This is a genomic window from Marinobacter lacisalsi (assembly GCF_042651045.1).
Classification (GTDB): domain Bacteria; phylum Pseudomonadota; class Gammaproteobacteria; order Pseudomonadales; family Oleiphilaceae; genus Marinobacter; species Marinobacter lacisalsi.
In genome coordinates, this window is the sequence record NZ_JBHSDI010000016.1 from 58,686 (window position 1) to 76,967 (window position 18,282).

Sequence of the window (18,282 nt, forward strand, 5' to 3'; positions counted from 1 at the left end):
GGAGCCCCCGAAAAGGGGATCTGCCCTTTCCAGAGGCTCCTTTACCAAAAACGATTTCGTATTCAGGACCAACGTTCAGGTCGGAGGCAAACATGTCCAGAGTCTGTCAGGTAACCGGTAAGCGACCGGTCACCGGTAACAACGTTTCTCACGCGATGAACCACAACAAGCGTCGTTTTCTGCCCAATCTGCAGAATCATCGCTTCTGGGTTGAGTCCGAGAAGCGCTTCGTGAAGCTGCGCGTATCCACCAAGGGCATGCGTATCATCGACAAGAAAGGCATCGACGCTGTGCTGGCCGATATTCGTGCCCGCGGCGAGAAAGCTTAAGGAGCCGCATCATGCGCGAGAAAATCAAACTGGTTTCATCAGCAGGTACTGGTCACTTCTACACGACCAAGAAGAACAAGCGTAACACTCCGGAAAAGATCGAGATCAAGAAGTACGATCCGGTTGTCCGCAAGCACGTTGCGTACAAGGAAGCCAAGATCAAGTAAGGTCTTTGCCTCCAGAGAAAACCCGGCCCCGGCCGGGTTTTTTTATGCCTGAACCCAAAGCCCCGGGCGGAACCGTCAGAACGTCTTGAGATACCCTCTCGGCAGGGCGATATCCATGGCAATGGGAAGGTGATCAGACAGGGGGTAACTCACCACCTCGGAGTTGCGGATCTCCAGGCTGGGGCTGACCAGGATATGATCCAGTGCCCGCTCGGGCCGCCAGCTGGGAAAGCTGTGGGCGGTGTCCGGCAACGGAATCAGGTTGGCATGCTTCAGGGGCGTATTGGTGAGCAGTTCTTCCGCGTGGTTGTTGAGATCTCCCATCAGCACCACATGCTGATAGTCCGCAATCAACTCGTGCACATAGGCCAGCTGACGACTTTGCCCCGCCTTGCTCAGCGACAGGTGCATGATCACCAGCACCAGGGGGTCCTCAATATCCCCGAAACGGGCAATGATCGCACCCCGCCCCGGCAATATGCCCGGCAACCGGTGCTCCGTCACGTCCAGCGGTCGGAACCGGCTGAGCAGGCCATTGCTGTGCTGGGCCACCGGCCCCAGATTACGATTCAGTTGCTGATGCCAGTAGGGAATGCCACTGGCCTCGGCCAGATACTGGACCTGGTTGATATAACCACTGCGAATGCTGCCGCCGTCACACTCCTGCAGGGCGACCACATCATAGTTGCGTACCAGGCTGGCAATACGGTCCAGGTTTTCAATGCGGCCCCGGTGTGGCAGCACATGCTGCCAGCTTCGGGTCACGTAATGATGATAGGACGCGGTATTGATCCCCACCTGGATGTTGAAGGTCAACAGGCGGATATGGCGGTGGGGCTCGAAATCCGGCACATGGTCCATACCGGAGCAGGAACCCCGCGAGGGCGAGGCCCGGCCGGAGATATTACTGAACCCCTGCTTCAACCTTCGATACATCAGTGAGGCTCCGGAAACATGGTGGTGCCGGGGAAGAGCCTGCATGGATACCACGCAGGCTTCCGGATCTTACTCGGCGCGTTCGTTGCGCTCCTTCTCAACAAGATAGTCCACAACTTCCAGGGCTTCCTCGTAGCCACCGGCCATTACCGGCCCGGTCTTGTACTTGCCCGCCACCAGCATGGTGGGGGTACCACCGACCTGGGCGCCGCGAAGCAGTGACACGGAACGCTGCATCTGGGCTTTCACTCCGAAACTGTTGAATGCCTTGATAAACGCTTCACGGTCAACCCCCTGGGCTTCAACGAAATCCCCCAGAGTAGAGGCATTGCTCAGGTCCTGACGCTCTTCAGCCAGGGCTTTATAGAAGGCATCATGGGTCTTGTCGGTGGCGCCAATCGCCTTGGTGGCGTAATAGGCGCGGGCGTGCTCGACAGCGGCCTTGTTCATGGGGGCAGGCACCAGGACAACATTGACGTCATCAGCAGCCTCTTTTTTCCAGGCCTGCATCAACGGCTCAAACTGGTTACAGGCACCGCAGCCGTACCAGAACACCTCGACCACCTCGATGCCCTCATCGGAAGACGCAGAAACTTCCGTTGCCAGGCGCTGGTAATGCTGCCCTTCCACCCACTGGTCCTGTGCGGAAGCGGAAAACGCGACAGTCGCGGCGACAACGCCGGCGGCAAGAGTTCGGAAAATACCCATCAGACACCTCTGGATTGGTTATGATTGTTTCATGGACCCGGCTGAGACAGGTCCACCGGTAAAAGGTTCATCTGCCATGGATTATGCCATGGCATGGCGCCATATCCAGTCGACCACCGTTACAGCCAGGTCAGAATGCCAGAAACGCAAAAGCCCGCACATGGCGGGCTTTTGTGATTGCCAGACTGACCGGGAATCAGTTCAGACCGGAAATATAGTTCGCAACGGCTTCAATTTCAGCGTCAGTCAGCCGGGATGCAATGTCCACCATGATCTGCGCCTGGGGCGCACCATTACGCTCACCGGACTTGTAATCGTTCAGGGACTTGATCACGTATTCGGCGTTCTGGCCACCAATATGAGGATAGCCGGCCGGACCATTACCCTTGCCTTCCGGGTTGTGGCAGGCTGCACAGGCGGCCACACCGGAAGCCAGGTTGCCTCCCTTGTAGAGGCTGCGCCCCTGCTCCAGGCCTTCGGGGCTGGCCTGACCGACGGGCATGTCTGTCTGCTCAAAGTAAGCGGCCAGATCCTGCAGATCCTGATCGCTCTTACCGTCGAGCAGACCGGTCATTTCCGGAATCGGACGATCACCATCGCGAATGGCCTGCAGCTGCTGGAACAGGTATTTTTCTCCCAGACCCGCAATCTTGGGATAGGCTCCCATTACCGGGGCAGCACCATTCTGCCCATGACAGCCAGCACAAACACCGGCATTCGCCTCACCTGCTTCAGGATCTCCCGCCCCGTGGGCCGCCATCGAAAGGCCCAGGCCGAGAACCACACCTGCGATCAGTTTTTTCATGCTCGCTCCGCTTGTCTCTCATCAGAAATGTTATTCTTTGTGCCGCCGGCAGAACTGGGAAAAGCCCCCGACTGGCGGGCCATTTGGCAGTAGTACCCTGCGCACTGTCCGGAAATTGGTGTAGCATTATACATTAAGGAGCCCATGAATAAATGCCATGGGTCAGTTTGCAGCCACCCGACCGTTCGCCCATGTCATCCAGGATCTCTTTGTGACCACTGAACCACCCAAGCCAATCTCCTATAATAGTGCCCGCTTTCTGCTCAGCGCCGCGCAACTGTCGGACTGCCCGCCGGACAGCGGTCGCGAGGTCGCCTTTGCCGGCCGCTCCAACGCCGGCAAATCCAGCGCGATCAACTGCATCACCACCAACGGCAAGCTGGCACGTACCAGCAAGACGCCAGGGCGCACCCGGTTGATCAACTTCTTTTCCCTGAACCGGGAGAATTGCCGCCTGGTGGATCTGCCCGGGTACGGTTACGCCAAGGTTTCCCGTGACATGAAGGACGACTGGCAACAGCACCTCAGCCACTACCTCACTGAGCGCCGCAGCCTGGCAGGACTGGTGCTGGTGATGGACATTCGCCACCCGCTCACCGACTTCGACCAGATGATGGTGGAATGGTGCGAACATAACAACCTGCCACTGATGATCCTCGCCACCAAGGCAGACAAGCTCAAGTTCGGACAGGCAAAAACGGCGCTGCTGGGTATAAAGAGTGCACTGAAGGATGTGCAATGCCTGCAGCACCTGATCATGTTCTCCGCGACCGCCAAGACCGGGCTGGAGGATTGCCGCAATGGCCTGACCCAGTGGCTCGAAGGTTGAAGCAAAAAAAAACCCGACCGGGAACGCCGGTCGGGAATCGTCAGGGTTAGCGACGTACTGAGACCTGAGTCTCGCCGGCGAGTCCTTCTGCACCGGCATTGACTATGATCAAACTTTCACCGAAAAGTTCCCGTCCCTGCGTTTTAATACTGAACCCGGGTCGGCGAGACTCCCGTTCCTGAAATCGGCATTTATTCCCGCACGTCTTAACGTATAAACTCTAATCAACAGTGAAGCCTGTCAGGTGCGGTTTTTGCAAACCCACCGTGTCGGGGGCAAACCCCATGTTTCCGGGTCGGCCCACCCGGCGCCACAGGCTCCACATCATCTGGCCGAGGATTCCATCATGACTGCCACGGTTGTTCCACTGAATGAAAGCAAGAAACAGATCCAGCTCACCGCCAGGGTACTGGCCGAGCAGAAGCAGGCCTTCAGCCGCAACCCGCTGCCGTCGCTGACCGAGCGCAAGGATAACCTGTCACGCCTCAAGAAGACGCTGATCGCTCACCAGGAACAATTCTGTGAAGCCATCGACAAGGACTTCAACGGCCGCTCCCGGGACGAAACCCTGATCGCGGAAATCATTCCCTCAATCCAGGGTATCAATTACGCCCTCAGCCACCTCAAGGACTGGATGCAGCCGGAACGCCGGCACGTATCCATGCTGTTCCAGCCCGCCAGCAACAAGGTCTTCTATCAACCAAAGGGCGTTGTCGGCATTATCGTGCCCTGGAACTACCCGCTGTATCTGGCGATCGGGCCACTGGTGGCCGCGCTGGCCGCTGGCAACCGCGCCATGATCAAGATGTCCGAATTCACCCCCCACACCTCCGCCCTGCTGGCCAACCTGGTGGAAACCACCTTCCCCCGGGACCTGGTAGCGGTGATCAACGGCGAGGCGGATGTGGCCGCCGACTTCTCGAGTCGGCCCTTCGACCACCTGTTGTTTACCGGCTCCACCACCGTGGGGCGCCTGGTGATGAAGGCGGCGGCGGAAAACCTGACGCCGGTTACCCTGGAACTGGGCGGCAAATCTCCGGCGGTCATCTCCAGCGACGTGCCTATGGAGGATGCGGCCGAACGCATTGGCTTTGGCAAGGCCCTGAATGCCGGCCAGACCTGCGTGGCGCCAGACTATGTACTGTGCCCGTCTGATCGCATCAATGCCTTCGTCGACGCCATCCAGGACGCCCTCTCGCGCATGTATCCCACGCTGAGGGACAACCCGGATTTCACTGGCATCATCAACGACCGCCAGTACCAGCGTCTGCAGGAACTGCTGGCCGATGCCCGCAGCAAGGGGGCTCAGCTGGTGGAGATCAACCCGGCCCAGGAACACTTCGAGGAGGGCTGCCGCAAAATGCCGATCACCCTGGTGCTCAACCCCACCGAAGACATGAGGGTGATGCAGGAGGAGATTTTCGGCCCCCTGCTGCCGGTGGTGCCCAGCAAGGGTCTGGATGACGCCATCACCTACATAAACAGCCGGCCACGGCCGCTGGCACTGTACTATTTCGGCTATGAACGGGAAGACCAGAAGCGACTGCTGGCGGGCACCCACTCCGGGGGCGTGTGTATCAACGACTCACTGATGCACGTGGCCCAGGATGATCTGCCTTTCGGTGGTGTCGGCGACTCTGGCATGGGGCATTACCATGGCCGGGAAGGCTTTCTCACCTTCTCCCATACCCGGGCGGTGTTCGCCAAGCAGAAGCTCAACAGTGGCAAGCTGGTGTATCCGCCCCATGGCGGCCCACTGCACAAACTGGTCTATCGCTTCTTTATTCGCTAGTATTTCCGGCCACCGAGACCTTAAGGAGCACACCAATGACAACGGTTATCTACCCCGGAACCTTTGACCCCATCACCAACGGTCATGTCGACCTGGTGGAGCGGGCCAGACGGCTGTTTGACGAGGTGGTGATTGCCGTTGCCCACAGCTCCAAGAAAAACCCGCTGTTTACCCTCGAGGAACGGGTAAAGCTGTGCGAGGCGTCCACCAGCCATCTGGACAATATCCGTGTAGTCGGCTTCAACAACCTGTTGGCGGATTTTGTGCGCCAGCAGGAGGGCAACGTTCTGCTGCGTGGGCTGCGGGCAGTGTCGGATTTCGAGTATGAATTCCAGCTGGCGAACATGAACCGCCACCTGGCCCCGGAAGTGGAGAGCGTGTTCCTGACGCCTTCCAATCACCTGTCGTACATTTCCTCCTCCCTGATCCGGGAAATCGCCTCACTGGGCGGGGACGTGTCGGAGTTCGTCACACCAATCGTGCACGACGCCCTCAAGGCGAAGTTTTCAGGGTAGGCCCACGGAACACACTTTCTGATACGGCATAAAAAACGGAGCCCGCAGGCTCCGTTTTCTTATCGTCGGCCATGCATCACTGGAGCATGGGCGAACCACCCCCCATACCGGGCATCGGAATGGGCATCTCCTGCCCGTTCAGATTCACCGTCATGTTCTTCAGGGAAGCATCCATAACATAGAAGTCCCCTTCCTCAACGAGGGCGCCCTGAACAACCATGGGCATGATCTGCGAGCCCAGCTCCGGGTATTCCTCACCCAGGGCCACCGGAATTTTCAGGTTCATCTCGCCTTCGATAGTCTGGGCGATCAGCATCAGGGGTACCCGGTCGGTGTCAGGCTGCTCCGGATGGAAAACCCGCAGGTGACCGGTCACAGGGCCTTCCGGGGAAGCAATGTCCAGGTTGGTGATGAGGGTCATGCCACGGGCCATCAGCTTCTCCAGGCTGCCAGTCACGGCCATGGTCGCCTGCATCTGCTGCTCGAAGGCCTTTTGCGGATCATTGCCTGCCGAGATAGCGAGTTCCTGTGCCGTTTCGACAGCTTCCAGCAGTTCGTTCCAGGCCGCGACATCCATCTCCTTCAGCTGAACCTCCAGGCTGTGGGGACCATAGCTCTCATCCCCATAGACAACCTGGTCCAGGCTTGTCGTGACGGTGGCTGAAAACGCCTTGTCATCATTGAGCGCCTCGGAACTGGAGGCCACCTCCAGCCCCTCCAGGATCACCTCGGGTTCATCCCGGGCTGCGATCGACAGTTTGTCCAGGGTCACGGAACCCTCGCCGGTCCATAGCTTGCCGGTCAGCAGGGTGGACTGCTGCTCCAGGTTCAGGTTTTCCAGGGAAACCCGGGCGTCGGCAGTACGCAGCACCATGCCGGGCCACTGGCTGTCGACATCCAGTGTCTCACCGTCGCTGCTCACCTCCAGGGTGGCATAGCCCCGGGACATATTGAGAGTCTCGCCGGATGCTTCGTCGGTGTAATCGATAGCGGGCACATCCAGTTCCACCAGGGATGAGCCCCAGGCACTGGTGGTCACTTTCACGGTTGGCTGCTCGTCCGGGAAGATCCTGTCAAACTCTTCGTCTTCCGGCAGATCGAAATTGAACAGGATGGTGCTGCTGGTAAGACCGTGAGTGACATCACCGGTCCAGCCCATGGCATGTCGCTCACCGGTATCCGGATCCACCACGTAGAGCTGACCACTCGCCGTGGAACTGAGGTACCCCCTGTCGAACTGCCCGGTTTCCATCACGAAGAAGGGTTGCGACTCGTTGAACTGCGCAGTCGCAGACTGCCAGTGCTGTTCCGTCAGCATTCCCACGGCCCATGGGGCGGCTACCGCTGCCACCACGACCACGCCGCCGGCCATTATCCATATTTTTTTCATGTCCTTTGCTCCATTTCAGGGAGTCCGTCAGGAAGCGACAGTACCAGTCTGCCCCCCAATCTCCCTGTCTACTGATCCCGCCCGTTCATTCTTGAACGGGCTGCGAGACCGGACCCCGGTTACTTGGCGCTCAACCGGTCCAGCAGGACCAGCTGGCACGCAAAGCGTTCCTCATCCGGTGAAGGCTGATTTTGCAGGTAACGTCCATCAGGCTGCAAGACCCAGCTCTGACAGTTGTCACGTAAACAGGCATCCAGGTCTTCTTTCAGGCGGGTGGCCAGGCTGGGCTCCTCCACCGGAAAGGCCGTCTCGACCCGGTTGACCAGATTGCGGACCATGGCATCGGCGCTGGAGCAGTACACCTCGGGCTTGCCATCGTTGCCGAACCAGTAGACCCGGGTGTGCTCCAGAAAGCGCCCGATGATGGACCTTACCTCGATGTTCTCCGACAGCCCCGGCACACCCGGCCGCAGGCAACAGATGCCGCGTATGATCAGGTCGATCTTTACCCCGGCCTGGGAAGCACGGTACAGCGCCAGCATGACTTCCGGATCGGTCAGGGCATTGAACTTGAAGATGATGTGCCCTTTGTCGCCAAAGCCCGCTTCGCGGTCGATCAGCTCGATCAGACGTTTATGCAGGGTAAAGGGCGCGTGGAACAGCTTCTTGATCTTGAGGGCCTTGCCCATCCCCGTGAGCTGCTGGAACAGCTTGTTGACGTCGTCGCCCAGGGCGTCGTCCGCAGACAGGAAACTGTAGTCGGTGTAAAGGCGGGCATTTCCGGCATGGTAGTTACCGGTACCCAGGTGAACGTAGCGCTTGAGGCGGCCTTCCTCCCGGCGCACGATCAGGATCATCTTGGCGTGGGTCTTGTACCCCACCACGCCGTAGACCACGACCACCCCGGATTCCTGCAGGCGACTGGCCAGTTCCAGGTTTTCCGCTTCGTCAAAACGGGCCCGCAATTCAATGACCGCGGTCACCTCCTTGCCGCGACGGGCGGCGTCCATCAATGCCTCGACAATTTCCGAATCGGCGCCGGTGCGGTAGAGCGTCTGGCGGATGGCCAGCACCTGGGGATCCTTGGCGGCCTGACGCAGGAAGTCCACCACCGGGGTAAAGCTCTCGTAGGGGTGCAGTAGCAGGACAGGCTGCTTGCGAATGGCGTCGAAAATCACTTCGTTGTTGCGAATGGGCTTGGGCACCGCCGGCGAAAAGCCCGGATAGGTCAGGTCCGGACGATTGACCAGACCGCTGACCGCCATCAGCCGGGTCAGATTGACCGGCCCATGTACCTTGTAAAGATCCCGTTCGGTCAGGCCAAACTGGCGCAACAGGAACTGCACCAACTCCTCCGGGCAGTTGTCCGCCACCTCCAGGCGCACGCCGTCACCAAAGCGACGGCTCAGCAGCTCGCCGCGCAGGGCGGAGGCCAGGTCTTCCAGATCGTCTTCCAGTTCCAGGTCGGCATTGCGGGTCAGACGAAACTGGTAACAGCCCTTGATTTCCATGCCCGGAAACAGCTCATCGGCGTGGGCGTGGATCATGGACGACAGAAATACCAGATTCTCGCCGCCACTACACACGTCATCCGGCAACCGCACCAGCCGCGGCAGTGAGCGGGGCGCTGGTACGATGGCCATGCCGGTCTCCCGACCGAAGGCATCCTTGCCATCGAGTTCGACGATGAAGTTAAGACTCTTGTTGACCAGCCGCGGGAACGGGTGCGAAGGGTCCAGACCGATGGGGTTGACCACTGGCAGGATCTCATCCTCGAAATACTGGCGCACCCATTCCGCCTGAGCAGGCGTCCAGTCCCGGCGACGCACGAAATGGATGCCCTCCCTCTCCATTTCCGGAATCAGCACCTTATTGAGGATGTCATACTGCTCACTGATGTACTCGTGAGCCACCTGGCTGATTTCCTGCAGCACCTGCTCCGGCAGCATGCCGTCCGGACCCACCATTTCGCGACCGTATTTCATCTGCTGACGCAGCCCGGCGACACGGATCTCGAAGAACTCGTCCATGTTGCTGCTGAAGATACACAGGAAGATCAGCCGGTTGATCAGCGGGTGATGCTCGTCCAGTGCCTGCTGGAGAACACGGTAGTTGAACTGAAGATGGCTCAGCTCGCGGTTGAAATAGTTTTCCCGGGCGGCCAGATCCATTACCCGCTCAGGCACCTCGACGGGTTCAGGTACCGCAGCCACTTCACCCACCTTTCCTACCTCGGGCACCCGTTCCATACTCATATCAACCTCCGTTGAGCAAGCGCGCCGCCCGCACCGCAAAATAGGTGAGAATACCGTCGGCACCGGCCCGACGCATCGCCATCAGACTTTCCATCATCACCTTGTCACCGTCCAGCCAGCCGTTCTGGGCCGCAGCCATGTGCATGGCGTATTCACCACTGACCTGGTAGACAAAGGTAGGCACCTGCAGTTCGGTTTTCACCCGGTGAACAATGTCCAGATAGGGCATGCCCGGCTTGATCATAACCATGTCGGCACCCTCCGCCAGATCCATGGCCACTTCGTGCAGGGCCTCGTCGCTATTGGCGGGATCCATCTGATAGGTTTCCTTGCTGCCCTTGCCCAGATTGCCGGCTGAACCCACCGCATCCCGGAACGGGCCATAGTAGGAAGACGCGTACTTGGCTGAGTAGGCCAGGATGCGGGTATTCACATGACCGGCCTGCTCCAGTGCCTGGCGGATCTCGCCAATGCGGCCATCCATCATGTCGGAGGGAGCCACCACGTCGGCACCGGCCTCAGCATGGGACAACGCCTGCTTCACCAACGCCTCGACGGTAATATCATTCAGCACATAACCGTTGTCATTGATGATGCCATCCTGGCCGTGGGTGGTGAACGGATCCAGGGCCACATCGGTAATAATGCCCAGCCCGGGGAGCTGCTCTTTGAGTGCACGGGTCGCCCGTTGCGCCAGACCCTGCGGATCCCACGCACCGGACCCGTCCAGGTCTTTCTTTTCCACTGGCACCACCGGGAACAGCGCCATGGCGGGTATGCCCAGTTCATAAACCTCCCGGGCGTGATCCAGCAGCAGGTCGATGCTCAGGCGCTCAACCCCCGGCATGGACGGGACGGCCTCACGCTGCCCCTCGCCTTCCAGGACAAATACGGGATAGATCAGGTTATCCGCGCTGAGCTGATTTTCCCGTACCAGCCGGCGGGAAAAATCATCCACCCGGTTCCGGCGCAGACGGGTTCCTGGATAACCACGATTGGGAAGTGAAAACACGAAAGCCCTCCGTAACTGAGTCGTTTAACGCTCCATCATACACGCCACCAGGTTACCGGGGCATGACTTGAGGCATATAAGAATACGCATAGTGAAAGACAGGCGCCCAACAGGCTGGCACCTAAAGGTAGGGAGAGACGGGTTCTCTATTCCGACTGAAGACAATGACAGCCGGCCCAGGTTTGTCCGGCTGCCACCTTTGTGATTACAAACTGCGATTGTTGAATCCCACTTCGACCTTGCGAGGTGCATCCGTGCGGAAACTGGTGTCCACCTGCTCGATCCGACCGCCCTCGTTCAGGAACGCCTGGATATCCGCCTCCAGTTGAGCCCGGATGCGTGCGCGACCGGCAACAGAGTGGTTATCGTCGAGATCGTTCCAGCCGCCGGATACCTCCAGACTGCTTTCGTCCAATTCACTCATGGCTAGCCCCCCATCAGCGAAAATCGGGGTGTATTCGGATACCGCCCCGGCAATCAAATGAAACGCGCTCCGGAGAATGCTCACAGTTCCCGTGGCCGTTTCCTGCTCGACGCCGCTGTTTCCACGGTATACCGGGTAACGTGCATGGGCGCCTTGACGTCTTTATAATCGGGAAATGATGACAGCGCTATCTCAACATCAGATCTTTTTTGTTACTTTTTGTAACTGACCGGATGGCACGCCTGACCCATCAATTTTTAATAATAATTACAAACAGATACACACAGTGAGGCCCGACATGAACGGCAAGCATCCGACACCCCCGGACGCCGGATTTACCCCTGACCAGTGGCTGGCCAGGACTCACGAGGTCACCAACCAGCCGCCGGCACTGGAAAACTACAACCTGTTCCGGCAGGACAGAGCATTGCAGGAAGCGGTAGATCGGGAAGGCGCCAACTGGGCCCGTTCCGAACTGGACACGTACGGCGAGCTGGTCGGGCGTAGCGATATCATTGAACTGGGCTTCCAGGCCAACGACAACAAGCCCTCTTTTCATACCCACGACCGCTTCGGCCACCGTATCGACGAGGTACGTTTCCACCCGGCCTACCATGAGCTGATGGCGATGGCCATGGAACATGGCCTGCACAGTAGCCCATGGCAGAAGCCCGGCCCCGGGGCTCATGTGGCCAGGGCGGCCCGGTACTACCTGCACACCCAGGTGGAAGCATCCCACGGCTGCCCCATTACCATGACCTTTGCCGCCATGCCGTCGATCATGAAACAGCCGGACCTGGCGGAGACCTGGGCACCAAAGATACTGGATTGCAGTTACGATTCACGTAACCTGCCCGACTCCGAAAAACAGTCGGTCACCATTGGCATGGCGATGACCGAGAAACAGGGCGGCAGCGATGTGCGCGCCAACTCCACCCGCGCCATTCCCACCGGCAGGGAAGGCCCCGGCCAGGCCTATGAGCTGGTGGGCCACAAGTGGTTCGTCTCCGCCCCGATGTGCGATGCCTTCCTGGTGCTGGCCCAGGCCCCCGGCGGCCTGTCATGCTTTCTGATGCCACGCTGGTGCCCGGACGGCAGCAAGAACCCCTGGCAGATCCAGCGCCTGAAGAACAAGATGGGTAACGTGGCCAATGCCTCCAGCGAGGCGGAACTGCGAGGTGCCCTGGGCTGGATGGTGGGCGAGGAAGGCCGCGGCGTACCGACCATCATCGAAATGGTGGCCATGACCCGCTTCGACTGCATGATCGGCAGCTCTTCCGGCATGCGCCAGGCCGCTGCCCAGGCACTGCACCACTGCCACCACCGCAGCGCCTTCGGGGCCCGCCTCAGTGAGCAACCGCTGATGCAGAACGTGCTGGCCGACCTGGCCCTGGAAAACGAGGCGGCGATGACCTACAGCCTTCGCGTGGCCCGGGCCCTGGACGCCGGTAACGATGAACAGGAAAAGCTGTTCCTGCGCCTGGCCACACCGGTGGGCAAGTACTGGATCTGCAAGCGCACGCCCAACCACGCCTACGAAGCCATGGAATGCATCGGGGGCAGCGGTGTCATGGAAGACTGCATCATGCCCCGGCTGTTCCGGGAGTCCCCGGTGAATGCTATCTGGGAAGGCTCGGGCAACGTCCAGTGCCTGGATACCCTGCGGGCTCTGCAGAAATCGCCGGAAAGCCTTGATGCCTTCCTCGGCGAGGTGAATCTGGCCCGGGGCAGCGACCGCCGTCTTGACGGCTTTGTTGACCGGCTGACGACGGACTTCGGCGCCGCCATCAGCAACCCGGACCGGATTGCCTTCCAGGCACGGGATCTGGTGGACCGGCTGGCGGTATCCCTGCAGGCCTCACTGCTGATCCGCCACGCGCCGGCCGCGGTGGCCGACGCTTTCTGCGCCTCCCGCATTGACAGCCAGGGCATCCACAATATCGGCGCCCTGCCTGTCGGCGTGGACGCCAAAACCATTATCCAACGGGCCACACCCCATGTCTGATGCGTTTCGCAAACTGCTGGCGGAGCGGGAAACCGCTCCTGCCACCATTACACCCCACATCGGCATCGTGACGCTGCACTTCCAGCTTTACGGCGTGGAAGACCTGAAAGCCAAGCGCAAGGCCTTCACCCCCATGCGGGCCATCTGGGGCAAGGAGCCCGACCTGGCTGTCGCTGAAACCGGTGATCATGAGACACTGGACAGTGCCGTGTGGAGTATCGTCGCCATTGGCGGCACCTCACAGCAACTGACGGCCCGCTTGGACCAGGTGGAAAAGGCCATCGAACAGCGTATTGATGCGCCGGTTCTGGAGGTCCACCGGGAGCTGTTATAAGTGCTCGTGCGGACCAGGCCGGTCGCTTGGCAACCAATGTCATGACGCCGTATACTACGCGGCCCTGACCACGGACCAGGACAGGAGATGAGGACTGCATCCCCTGTTGAAAGTTCCGCTGAATTCGCCGGGCATCAGGAAAGCCCCCGGGGATACCACAGATGGCGTGGCGTGTATGACCGGTAAGAAAAAATCAGCTCAGGCGTCGGTAGAGGCCATGTACCGGGTATTCACCGTACCCGAGGCCCCCGAATCCACCCTGAGCCGCATTGACCAGAACATCTCGGGCAACCTTGCCGGTTTCCTGCAGGAACATATCGTTGCGGTGGAACGGGACCTGAGCGAGGTGGAGAAAAACTTCGCTGACTCCGCCATTCCAGAGAAGCCCATCTTTGTGTCCGAACAGGCCCAGTTCCTGCTGGACAAGCTGGTGGCCAACTCGGTTCATACCGCCTCCCCCAGCTTTATTGGCCACATGACCTCGGCGCTGCCGTACTTCATGCTGCCGCTGTCCAAGATCATGATCGCCCTGAACCAGAATCTGGTGAAGACGGAGACCTCCAAGGCGTTCACTCCCATGGAGCGTCAGGTGCTGGGCATGATTCACCGGCTGGTCTACCAGCAGGATGGCGCCTACTACCGCAAGTGGATGCACGACCCCCGCCATGCCCTGGGCGCCATGTGCTCCGGTGGCACCGTCGCCAACCTCACCGCCCTGTGGGTGGCCCGCAACCGCGCGTTCCCGGCGGAAGGCAGTTTCCGCGGCCTGCATCAGGAAGGCCTGTTCCGGGCGCTGAAATACTATGGCCATGACGGCGCCGCCATCCTGGTATCCCGCCGCGGCCATTATTCCCTGCGCAAGGCCGCCGACGTGCTGGGCCTGGGCCGGGACGCCCTGATCCCCGTTGACACTGATGATGACAACCGCATCCAGATTGATGCCCTGCGGGACAAGTGCCTGGAACTGCAACGCCAGAAAGTGAAGATCATGGCCATCTGCGGCATCGCCGGCACCACCGAGACCGGCAATGTGGACCCCCTGGACGCCATGTCCGACGTGGCCCGTGAATTTGGCGCCCATTTTCATGTCGATGCCGCCTGGGGCGGACCGACCCTGTTCTCGCGCCAGCACTCCCACCTGATGCGGGGCATCGAGAAGGCCGATTCGGTGACCTTTGACGCCCACAAGCAGCTTTACGTGCCCATGGGCGTGGGCCTCGTAGTCTTCCGCGACCCCACCATGGCGAGCGCGGTGGAACATCATGCCCAGTACATCATCCGCAAGGGCTCCCGGGACCTGGGCAGCACCACGCTGGAAGGCTCCCGCCCCGGCATGGCCATGCTGATCCACTCGGGCCTGAAGATCCTGGCCCGTGAAGGCTACGAAATCCTGATCAACCAGGGCATCGACAAGGCCCGCACCTTCGCGGACATGATCACCGGGCATCCGGATTTCGAGCTGGTGACCGAGCCGGAACTCAACATTCTTACCTACCGCTTCTGCCCGGCCCGGGTGCAGCAGGCGCTTTCAGCCGCCGATACTCTACAGGCCGAGCGCATCAACATGAGCCTGAACCGGGTTACCAAGTACATCCAGAAAACCCAGCGGGAACGGGGCAAGGCCTTTGTCTCACGGACCCGCCTGGAGCCGGCACGCTATGGCAACTTCCCCTGTATCGTGTTCCGGGTGGTACTGGCCAACCCGCTGACCACGAAAGAAATCCTCGACGACATCCTCAACGAGCAGAAGGAACTGGCCGGGGAGCCTGGGCTGAAGGACGAGATGGATATTCTGTACCAGCACACGGAGGCGGTGCTGGGCGGGCCTGTGGCGAAGCGGGCCTGATCAACGATCAACTGTCTTTGGCCAACAAATCAATATTGGCTGGCCAGGCAACTCCGCTGTACGAGGACGGGTAGGTCAGGGTGGTTTTGGAGCAGGGCCAGGGACGGCCCGGAGCAAGGCGGGCGCCAGGGATGGCCCCTGAATTGTGGCGGAAAAACCACCCTGGCCTACCCGGCCATGCTCCCAGACTAAAGAACGCGCCTGAACGAAATCAGTAAAGCGCCTCCTCATCATCCAGCACATCGTCCAGAATCTCGAGGAACATCTTGTCCGCCTCACTCCAGTTCTCGGGAATGCGCACCGTGGTCGAGGCACTGATTTCATCCGCCATCAGCTGGTGGGCATCCGGCTTGCCCCGGTGCTTGCGGGCCACTTCCACACATTTTACCGCCACCGTGGGATCACTCAGAACCTTCTTGATGAACACCCGCAGCTCATCAATCACCCTCGCCTGACGGCTTTCACTTGCTGTACTCATAGGAATCTCCGGAACAGTTCAGGGAAAGGGGCTCACCATGAGTATGCAGGATACCCCACCCGGACAGCCAGTTGTTAGTCGGGAAGTGTTGACCATGCCCGCGTGCGGCAGGCGGACATGGTCTCCAGAAGTCTCTGTCTGGCCGGGAATGGCATCAGATCAGCAGACCACGAATGGTAAAATAGAGAATCGCCGCCAACACTGCTGACACCGGCACCGTAATTACCCAGGCGGCGGCAATACGGATCAGGTGGGAACGCTTGACCAGCTCTTCCCGATAGATCTTTTTCAGCCGCTTGCGCTCCTTCTTGGACAGGGGAATATCCTGCTTGTGCTTGCGGGCTTCCTTCAGCAGTGCCTCCATTTCTTCGACACTGGCATTACGGAAATCATCCAGGAACGGCTGCAGGCGCTCACGCTCGGCATCATCATGCTTGTCCAGGATCGAGTGGATCTGGGTGGCGTAACTGCGCTTGAGGTACTCCCGCAGGAAGCCCACCCCGAAAACACCGCCAATCGCGATGTGGGTTGAGCTGACCGGCAGGCCCAGCTGTGAGGCCAGGATCACCGTCAGGGCCGCAGACAGCGCCACACAGAAAGCCCGGGTCTTGTCGAGCTCGGTGATCTCGGAACCGACCACCTTGATCACCCGGGGCCCGAACAGCAGCAGACCCACGGAAAGACCCAGAGCGCCCACCATCATCACCCACAGGGGGATACTGGCATCGGAGACGATACTGGAAGCGGCCAGGGCATCGTTGATCGCCGCCAGCGGGCCGATAGCGTTGGCCACATCGTTGGCGCCATGGGCAAAGCTGAGCAGACCGGCAGCGAAGATCAGCGGCCAGACAAACAGGGTGTTGACCCCTTCGGCGTTGTTTTCCATGGTAGCTGCGCGCCGGCCGACACGAATCCGCACCAGCACGAACACCACCGCGGCCACCGCCAGGCCCACAAGGGCGGCGCCCATGAAATCCACCTGGATGATCTTCTTCACGCCCTTGATCATCAGGTAGGTACCGAAGGCCCAGGCCATAATTGCTACCAGCCAGGGCACAAAGCGGCGGGCGCTTGCCACCACATCACCCTTATAAAGGATCGTCTTCTTGATCGCATAGAGGAACAGCGCAGCGATCAGCCCCCCAAGAGCCGGCGAGATCACCCAGCTGGCGGCGATCTTGGCCATGACCGACCAGTCAGCAATCCCCCAGCCGCCAGCCGCGATGCCAGCGCCGAGCACACCACCCACGATGGAGTGGGTGGTACTTACCGGCGCGCCCATCCAGGTGGCCAGATTCAGCCACAAGGCTCCCGCCAGCAACGCCGCTGTCATCAGCCACACGAAGGAATTGACGTCGTCCAGACGCTCCGGGGTGATAATGCCGCCCTTGATGGTCGACACCACATCACCCCCGGCAATAATCGCCCCGGCAGCCTCGAATACGGCCGCCAGCATGACCGCACCGAACAGGGAAATGGCCCCGGAGCCTACCGCCGGGCCGACATTGTTGGCCACATCGTTGGCCCCGATATTGATCGCCATGTACCCGGCGATTACGGCGGCGCCGATCAGGAGGGATTTACTGGGGAGATCACCGGCGATCTGGCCAACCACCAGAGCGATGATCACAAGAAAAATGAGACTGAAGCCTATACGGTAACGTTCCGTCGACTGGCTGGTCAGAACCTGATCGATAAAACCGGTTGATTTCGCCATATCGGGTTTCTCATGCAGCGGATTGGTGGGCGGCACTATAAAATTTCTGACATGAAATTGAAATACAGACTCGATGCATCGGTGGCGAGTATAGCCTAAGTGTCCGGTTGTGAGCATGAAGCCTCGCCGCTACCATAGCGGGCTTTGAGCAATCGGCCGGGAGGCAACGGCAAGATGACCCATATCCAGATTCTGGTAGGTAGTGTTTTCGGTGGTGCCCTGATGACCGCCCGCAAGCTCAAAGAGGAGCTGTCTTCCGAAGCGGTTTCCATCACCGTCCATGAGAAACCGACACTGGCCAGCCTCACAGAGACCAGCGGACCGGTGCTGGTCTGCACCTCTACCACCGGCCAGGGAGAGGTCCCCGAGAACCTTTTGCCGTTCTACGTGGAATTGCGCGATACACTGCCCATGCAGGACGGCCGACCCTTTGGCGTTATCGTGCTGGGTGACAGCTCCTATGGCGACACCTTCTGCGGAGCCGGCGAGCTGATGGAGGAAGCACTCTGCGAGGCAGCCGCTCGCAAGGTCGGAGACACCCTTTGCATCGATGCCATGGAAACCATGGAGCCGGAAGAGGAAGCGCTGCCCTGGGCACGGGAATGGGTAAGCCAGGTTACCTGAGCCCTGATCGCGGCAGCGACGTCCCGTCGCTGCGACTGACCTGCCCGGGCCCTGCATCAGGCGGTACAATAGCTGGCTCGTGCACTGTCCTGTTACACACTGTCATTGTCCGGAAA

General features: G+C 59.8%; 18 protein-coding genes. 9 read left to right on the plus strand and 9 right to left on the minus strand.

The annotated features are described in order from the left end of the window. Window positions 1-92 precede the first annotated feature (92 nt). Window positions 93-329, plus strand: coding sequence for a 50S ribosomal protein L28 (gene rpmB / locus ACFOZ5_RS12810; RefSeq protein WP_379887912.1), 237 nt, complete (start codon window positions 93-95; stop codon window positions 327-329). Between the two features lie 11 nt (window positions 330-340). Beyond that, window positions 341-496, plus strand: a complete 156-nt coding sequence (gene rpmG, locus ACFOZ5_RS12815; RefSeq protein WP_008173465.1) for a 50S ribosomal protein L33 — start codon at window positions 341-343, stop codon at window positions 494-496. Window positions 497-571: 75 nt separating this feature from the next. Here rpmG and ACFOZ5_RS12820 read toward each other — a convergent pair whose 3' ends face one another. The 3 genes from ACFOZ5_RS12820 to ACFOZ5_RS12830 form a co-directional block, all read right to left on the minus strand. Next, the gene (locus ACFOZ5_RS12820; protein WP_379887914.1) at window positions 572-1,432 is read right to left on the minus strand and encodes an endonuclease/exonuclease/phosphatase family protein; all 861 of its coding nucleotides are present in this window, start codon (window positions 1,430-1,432) and stop codon (window positions 572-574) included. Window positions 1,433-1,501: 69 nt separating this feature from the next. After that, entirely contained in the window at window positions 1,502-2,140 is a 639-nt protein-coding gene (locus ACFOZ5_RS12825) for a thiol:disulfide interchange protein DsbA/DsbL (RefSeq protein ID WP_379887916.1), read from the minus strand. Between the two features lie 196 nt (window positions 2,141-2,336). Beyond that, window positions 2,337-2,945 (minus strand): c-type cytochrome, encoded by a 609-nt coding sequence (locus ACFOZ5_RS12830; protein ID WP_379887918.1) that lies wholly within the window; start codon window positions 2,943-2,945, stop codon window positions 2,337-2,339. A 157-nt stretch (window positions 2,946-3,102) separates the two neighbouring features. On the opposite strand from ACFOZ5_RS12830, the gene yihA reads away from it, so the two are divergent. From yihA to coaD, 3 genes are all read left to right on the plus strand, one after another. Further along, entirely contained in the window at window positions 3,103-3,774 is a 672-nt protein-coding gene (gene yihA / locus ACFOZ5_RS12835; protein WP_379887920.1) for a ribosome biogenesis GTP-binding protein YihA/YsxC, read from the plus strand. A 346-nt stretch (window positions 3,775-4,120) separates the two neighbouring features. After that, window positions 4,121-5,566 (plus strand): coniferyl aldehyde dehydrogenase, encoded by a 1,446-nt coding sequence (locus tag ACFOZ5_RS12840; protein WP_379887923.1) that lies wholly within the window; start codon window positions 4,121-4,123, stop codon window positions 5,564-5,566. Window positions 5,567-5,601: 35 nt separating this feature from the next. Continuing rightward, complete coding sequence (gene coaD, locus ACFOZ5_RS12845) at window positions 5,602-6,081, plus strand: pantetheine-phosphate adenylyltransferase (protein ID WP_379887925.1); 480 nt, start codon at window positions 5,602-5,604, stop codon at window positions 6,079-6,081. 76 nt (window positions 6,082-6,157) lie between these two features. Here the strand turns inward: coaD and ACFOZ5_RS12850 are convergent, their stop codons facing one another. From ACFOZ5_RS12850 to ACFOZ5_RS12865, 4 genes are all read right to left on the minus strand, one after another. Further along, a complete protein-coding gene (locus tag ACFOZ5_RS12850; protein ID WP_379887928.1) occupies window positions 6,158-7,471 on the minus strand; it encodes a DUF945 family protein in 1,314 nt (437 codons plus the stop codon). A 119-nt stretch (window positions 7,472-7,590) separates the two neighbouring features. After that, window positions 7,591-9,726 (minus strand): polyphosphate kinase 1, encoded by a 2,136-nt coding sequence (gene ppk1 / locus ACFOZ5_RS12855; RefSeq protein ID WP_379887930.1) that lies wholly within the window; start codon window positions 9,724-9,726, stop codon window positions 7,591-7,593. Window position 9,727: 1 nt separating this feature from the next. Further along, window positions 9,728-10,738: a porphobilinogen synthase gene (gene hemB / locus ACFOZ5_RS12860; protein WP_379887932.1), complete on the minus strand. Its 1,011-nt coding sequence runs from the start codon at window positions 10,736-10,738 to the stop codon at window positions 9,728-9,730. 205 nt (window positions 10,739-10,943) lie between these two features. After that, a complete protein-coding gene (locus tag ACFOZ5_RS12865; RefSeq protein WP_379887934.1) occupies window positions 10,944-11,162 on the minus strand; it encodes a hypothetical protein in 219 nt (72 codons plus the stop codon). A 298-nt stretch (window positions 11,163-11,460) separates the two neighbouring features. Between ACFOZ5_RS12865 and ACFOZ5_RS12870 the strand changes: the two genes are divergently transcribed. From ACFOZ5_RS12870 to panP, 3 genes are all read left to right on the plus strand, one after another. Continuing rightward, window positions 11,461-13,167: an acyl-CoA dehydrogenase family protein gene (locus ACFOZ5_RS12870; protein ID WP_379887936.1), complete on the plus strand. Its 1,707-nt coding sequence runs from the start codon at window positions 11,461-11,463 to the stop codon at window positions 13,165-13,167. Beyond that, window positions 13,160-13,501, plus strand: coding sequence for a DUF503 domain-containing protein (locus ACFOZ5_RS12875; RefSeq protein WP_379887938.1), 342 nt, complete (start codon window positions 13,160-13,162; stop codon window positions 13,499-13,501). The genes ACFOZ5_RS12870 and ACFOZ5_RS12875 overlap by 8 nt, the downstream gene beginning before the upstream one ends. Before the next feature lie 175 nt (window positions 13,502-13,676). After that, window positions 13,677-15,347 carry a pyridoxal-dependent aspartate 1-decarboxylase PanP gene (gene panP, locus ACFOZ5_RS12880; RefSeq protein WP_379887940.1) on the plus strand — a complete coding sequence of 557 codons (1,671 nt, stop codon included), beginning with the start codon at window positions 13,677-13,679 and terminating at the stop codon, window positions 15,345-15,347. A 211-nt stretch (window positions 15,348-15,558) separates the two neighbouring features. Here panP and ACFOZ5_RS12885 read toward each other — a convergent pair whose 3' ends face one another. Then, on the minus strand, window positions 15,559-15,825 hold the full coding sequence (locus ACFOZ5_RS12885) for a hypothetical protein (protein WP_379887942.1): 267 nt from the start codon (window positions 15,823-15,825) through the stop codon (window positions 15,559-15,561). A gap of 154 nt (window positions 15,826-15,979) precedes the next feature. After that, window positions 15,980-17,542, minus strand: a complete 1,563-nt coding sequence (locus tag ACFOZ5_RS12890; RefSeq protein ID WP_379887944.1) for an inorganic phosphate transporter — start codon at window positions 17,540-17,542, stop codon at window positions 15,980-15,982. A gap of 174 nt (window positions 17,543-17,716) precedes the next feature. Here ACFOZ5_RS12890 and ACFOZ5_RS12895 point away from each other — a divergent pair, with 174 nt between their 5' ends. Further along, window positions 17,717-18,166 (plus strand): flavodoxin domain-containing protein, encoded by a 450-nt coding sequence (locus tag ACFOZ5_RS12895; protein WP_379887946.1) that lies wholly within the window; start codon window positions 17,717-17,719, stop codon window positions 18,164-18,166. Window positions 18,167-18,282: the final 116 nt, after the last annotated feature.

Bases quoted from the DNA above. Each gene is read 5' to 3' on its own strand.
- ACFOZ5_RS12825 (WP_379887916.1), bottom strand. From the start codon at position 2,140: ATGGGTATTTTCCGAACTCTTGCCGCCGGCGTTGTCGCCGCGACTGTC.
- ACFOZ5_RS12885 (WP_379887942.1), bottom strand. From the start codon at position 15,825: ATGAGTACAGCAAGTGAAAGCCGTCAGGCGAGGGTGATTGATGAGCTG.
- ACFOZ5_RS12850 (WP_379887928.1), bottom strand. From the start codon at position 7,471: ATGAAAAAAATATGGATAATGGCCGGCGGCGTGGTCGTGGTGGCAGCG.
- yihA (WP_379887920.1), top strand. From the start codon at position 3,103: ATGGGTCAGTTTGCAGCCACCCGACCGTTCGCCCATGTCATCCAGGAT.
- ACFOZ5_RS12830 (WP_379887918.1), bottom strand. From the start codon at position 2,945: ATGAAAAAACTGATCGCAGGTGTGGTTCTCGGCCTGGGCCTTTCGATG.
- ACFOZ5_RS12870 (WP_379887936.1), top strand. From the start codon at position 11,461: ATGAACGGCAAGCATCCGACACCCCCGGACGCCGGATTTACCCCTGAC.
- rpmB (WP_379887912.1), top strand. From the start codon at position 93: ATGTCCAGAGTCTGTCAGGTAACCGGTAAGCGACCGGTCACCGGTAAC.
- ACFOZ5_RS12840 (WP_379887923.1), top strand. From the start codon at position 4,121: ATGACTGCCACGGTTGTTCCACTGAATGAAAGCAAGAAACAGATCCAG.
- panP (WP_379887940.1), top strand. From the start codon at position 13,677: ATGACCGGTAAGAAAAAATCAGCTCAGGCGTCGGTAGAGGCCATGTAC.
- ACFOZ5_RS12890 (WP_379887944.1), bottom strand. From the start codon at position 17,542: ATGGCGAAATCAACCGGTTTTATCGATCAGGTTCTGACCAGCCAGTCG.
- ACFOZ5_RS12820 (WP_379887914.1), bottom strand. From the start codon at position 1,432: ATGTATCGAAGGTTGAAGCAGGGGTTCAGTAATATCTCCGGCCGGGCC.
- ppk1 (WP_379887930.1), bottom strand. From the start codon at position 9,726: ATGAGTATGGAACGGGTGCCCGAGGTAGGAAAGGTGGGTGAAGTGGCT.
- coaD (WP_379887925.1), top strand. From the start codon at position 5,602: ATGACAACGGTTATCTACCCCGGAACCTTTGACCCCATCACCAACGGT.
- ACFOZ5_RS12895 (WP_379887946.1), top strand. From the start codon at position 17,717: ATGACCCATATCCAGATTCTGGTAGGTAGTGTTTTCGGTGGTGCCCTG.
- ACFOZ5_RS12865 (WP_379887934.1), bottom strand. From the start codon at position 11,162: ATGAGTGAATTGGACGAAAGCAGTCTGGAGGTATCCGGCGGCTGGAAC.
- rpmG (WP_008173465.1), top strand. From the start codon at position 341: ATGCGCGAGAAAATCAAACTGGTTTCATCAGCAGGTACTGGTCACTTC.
- ACFOZ5_RS12875 (WP_379887938.1), top strand. From the start codon at position 13,160: ATGTCTGATGCGTTTCGCAAACTGCTGGCGGAGCGGGAAACCGCTCCT.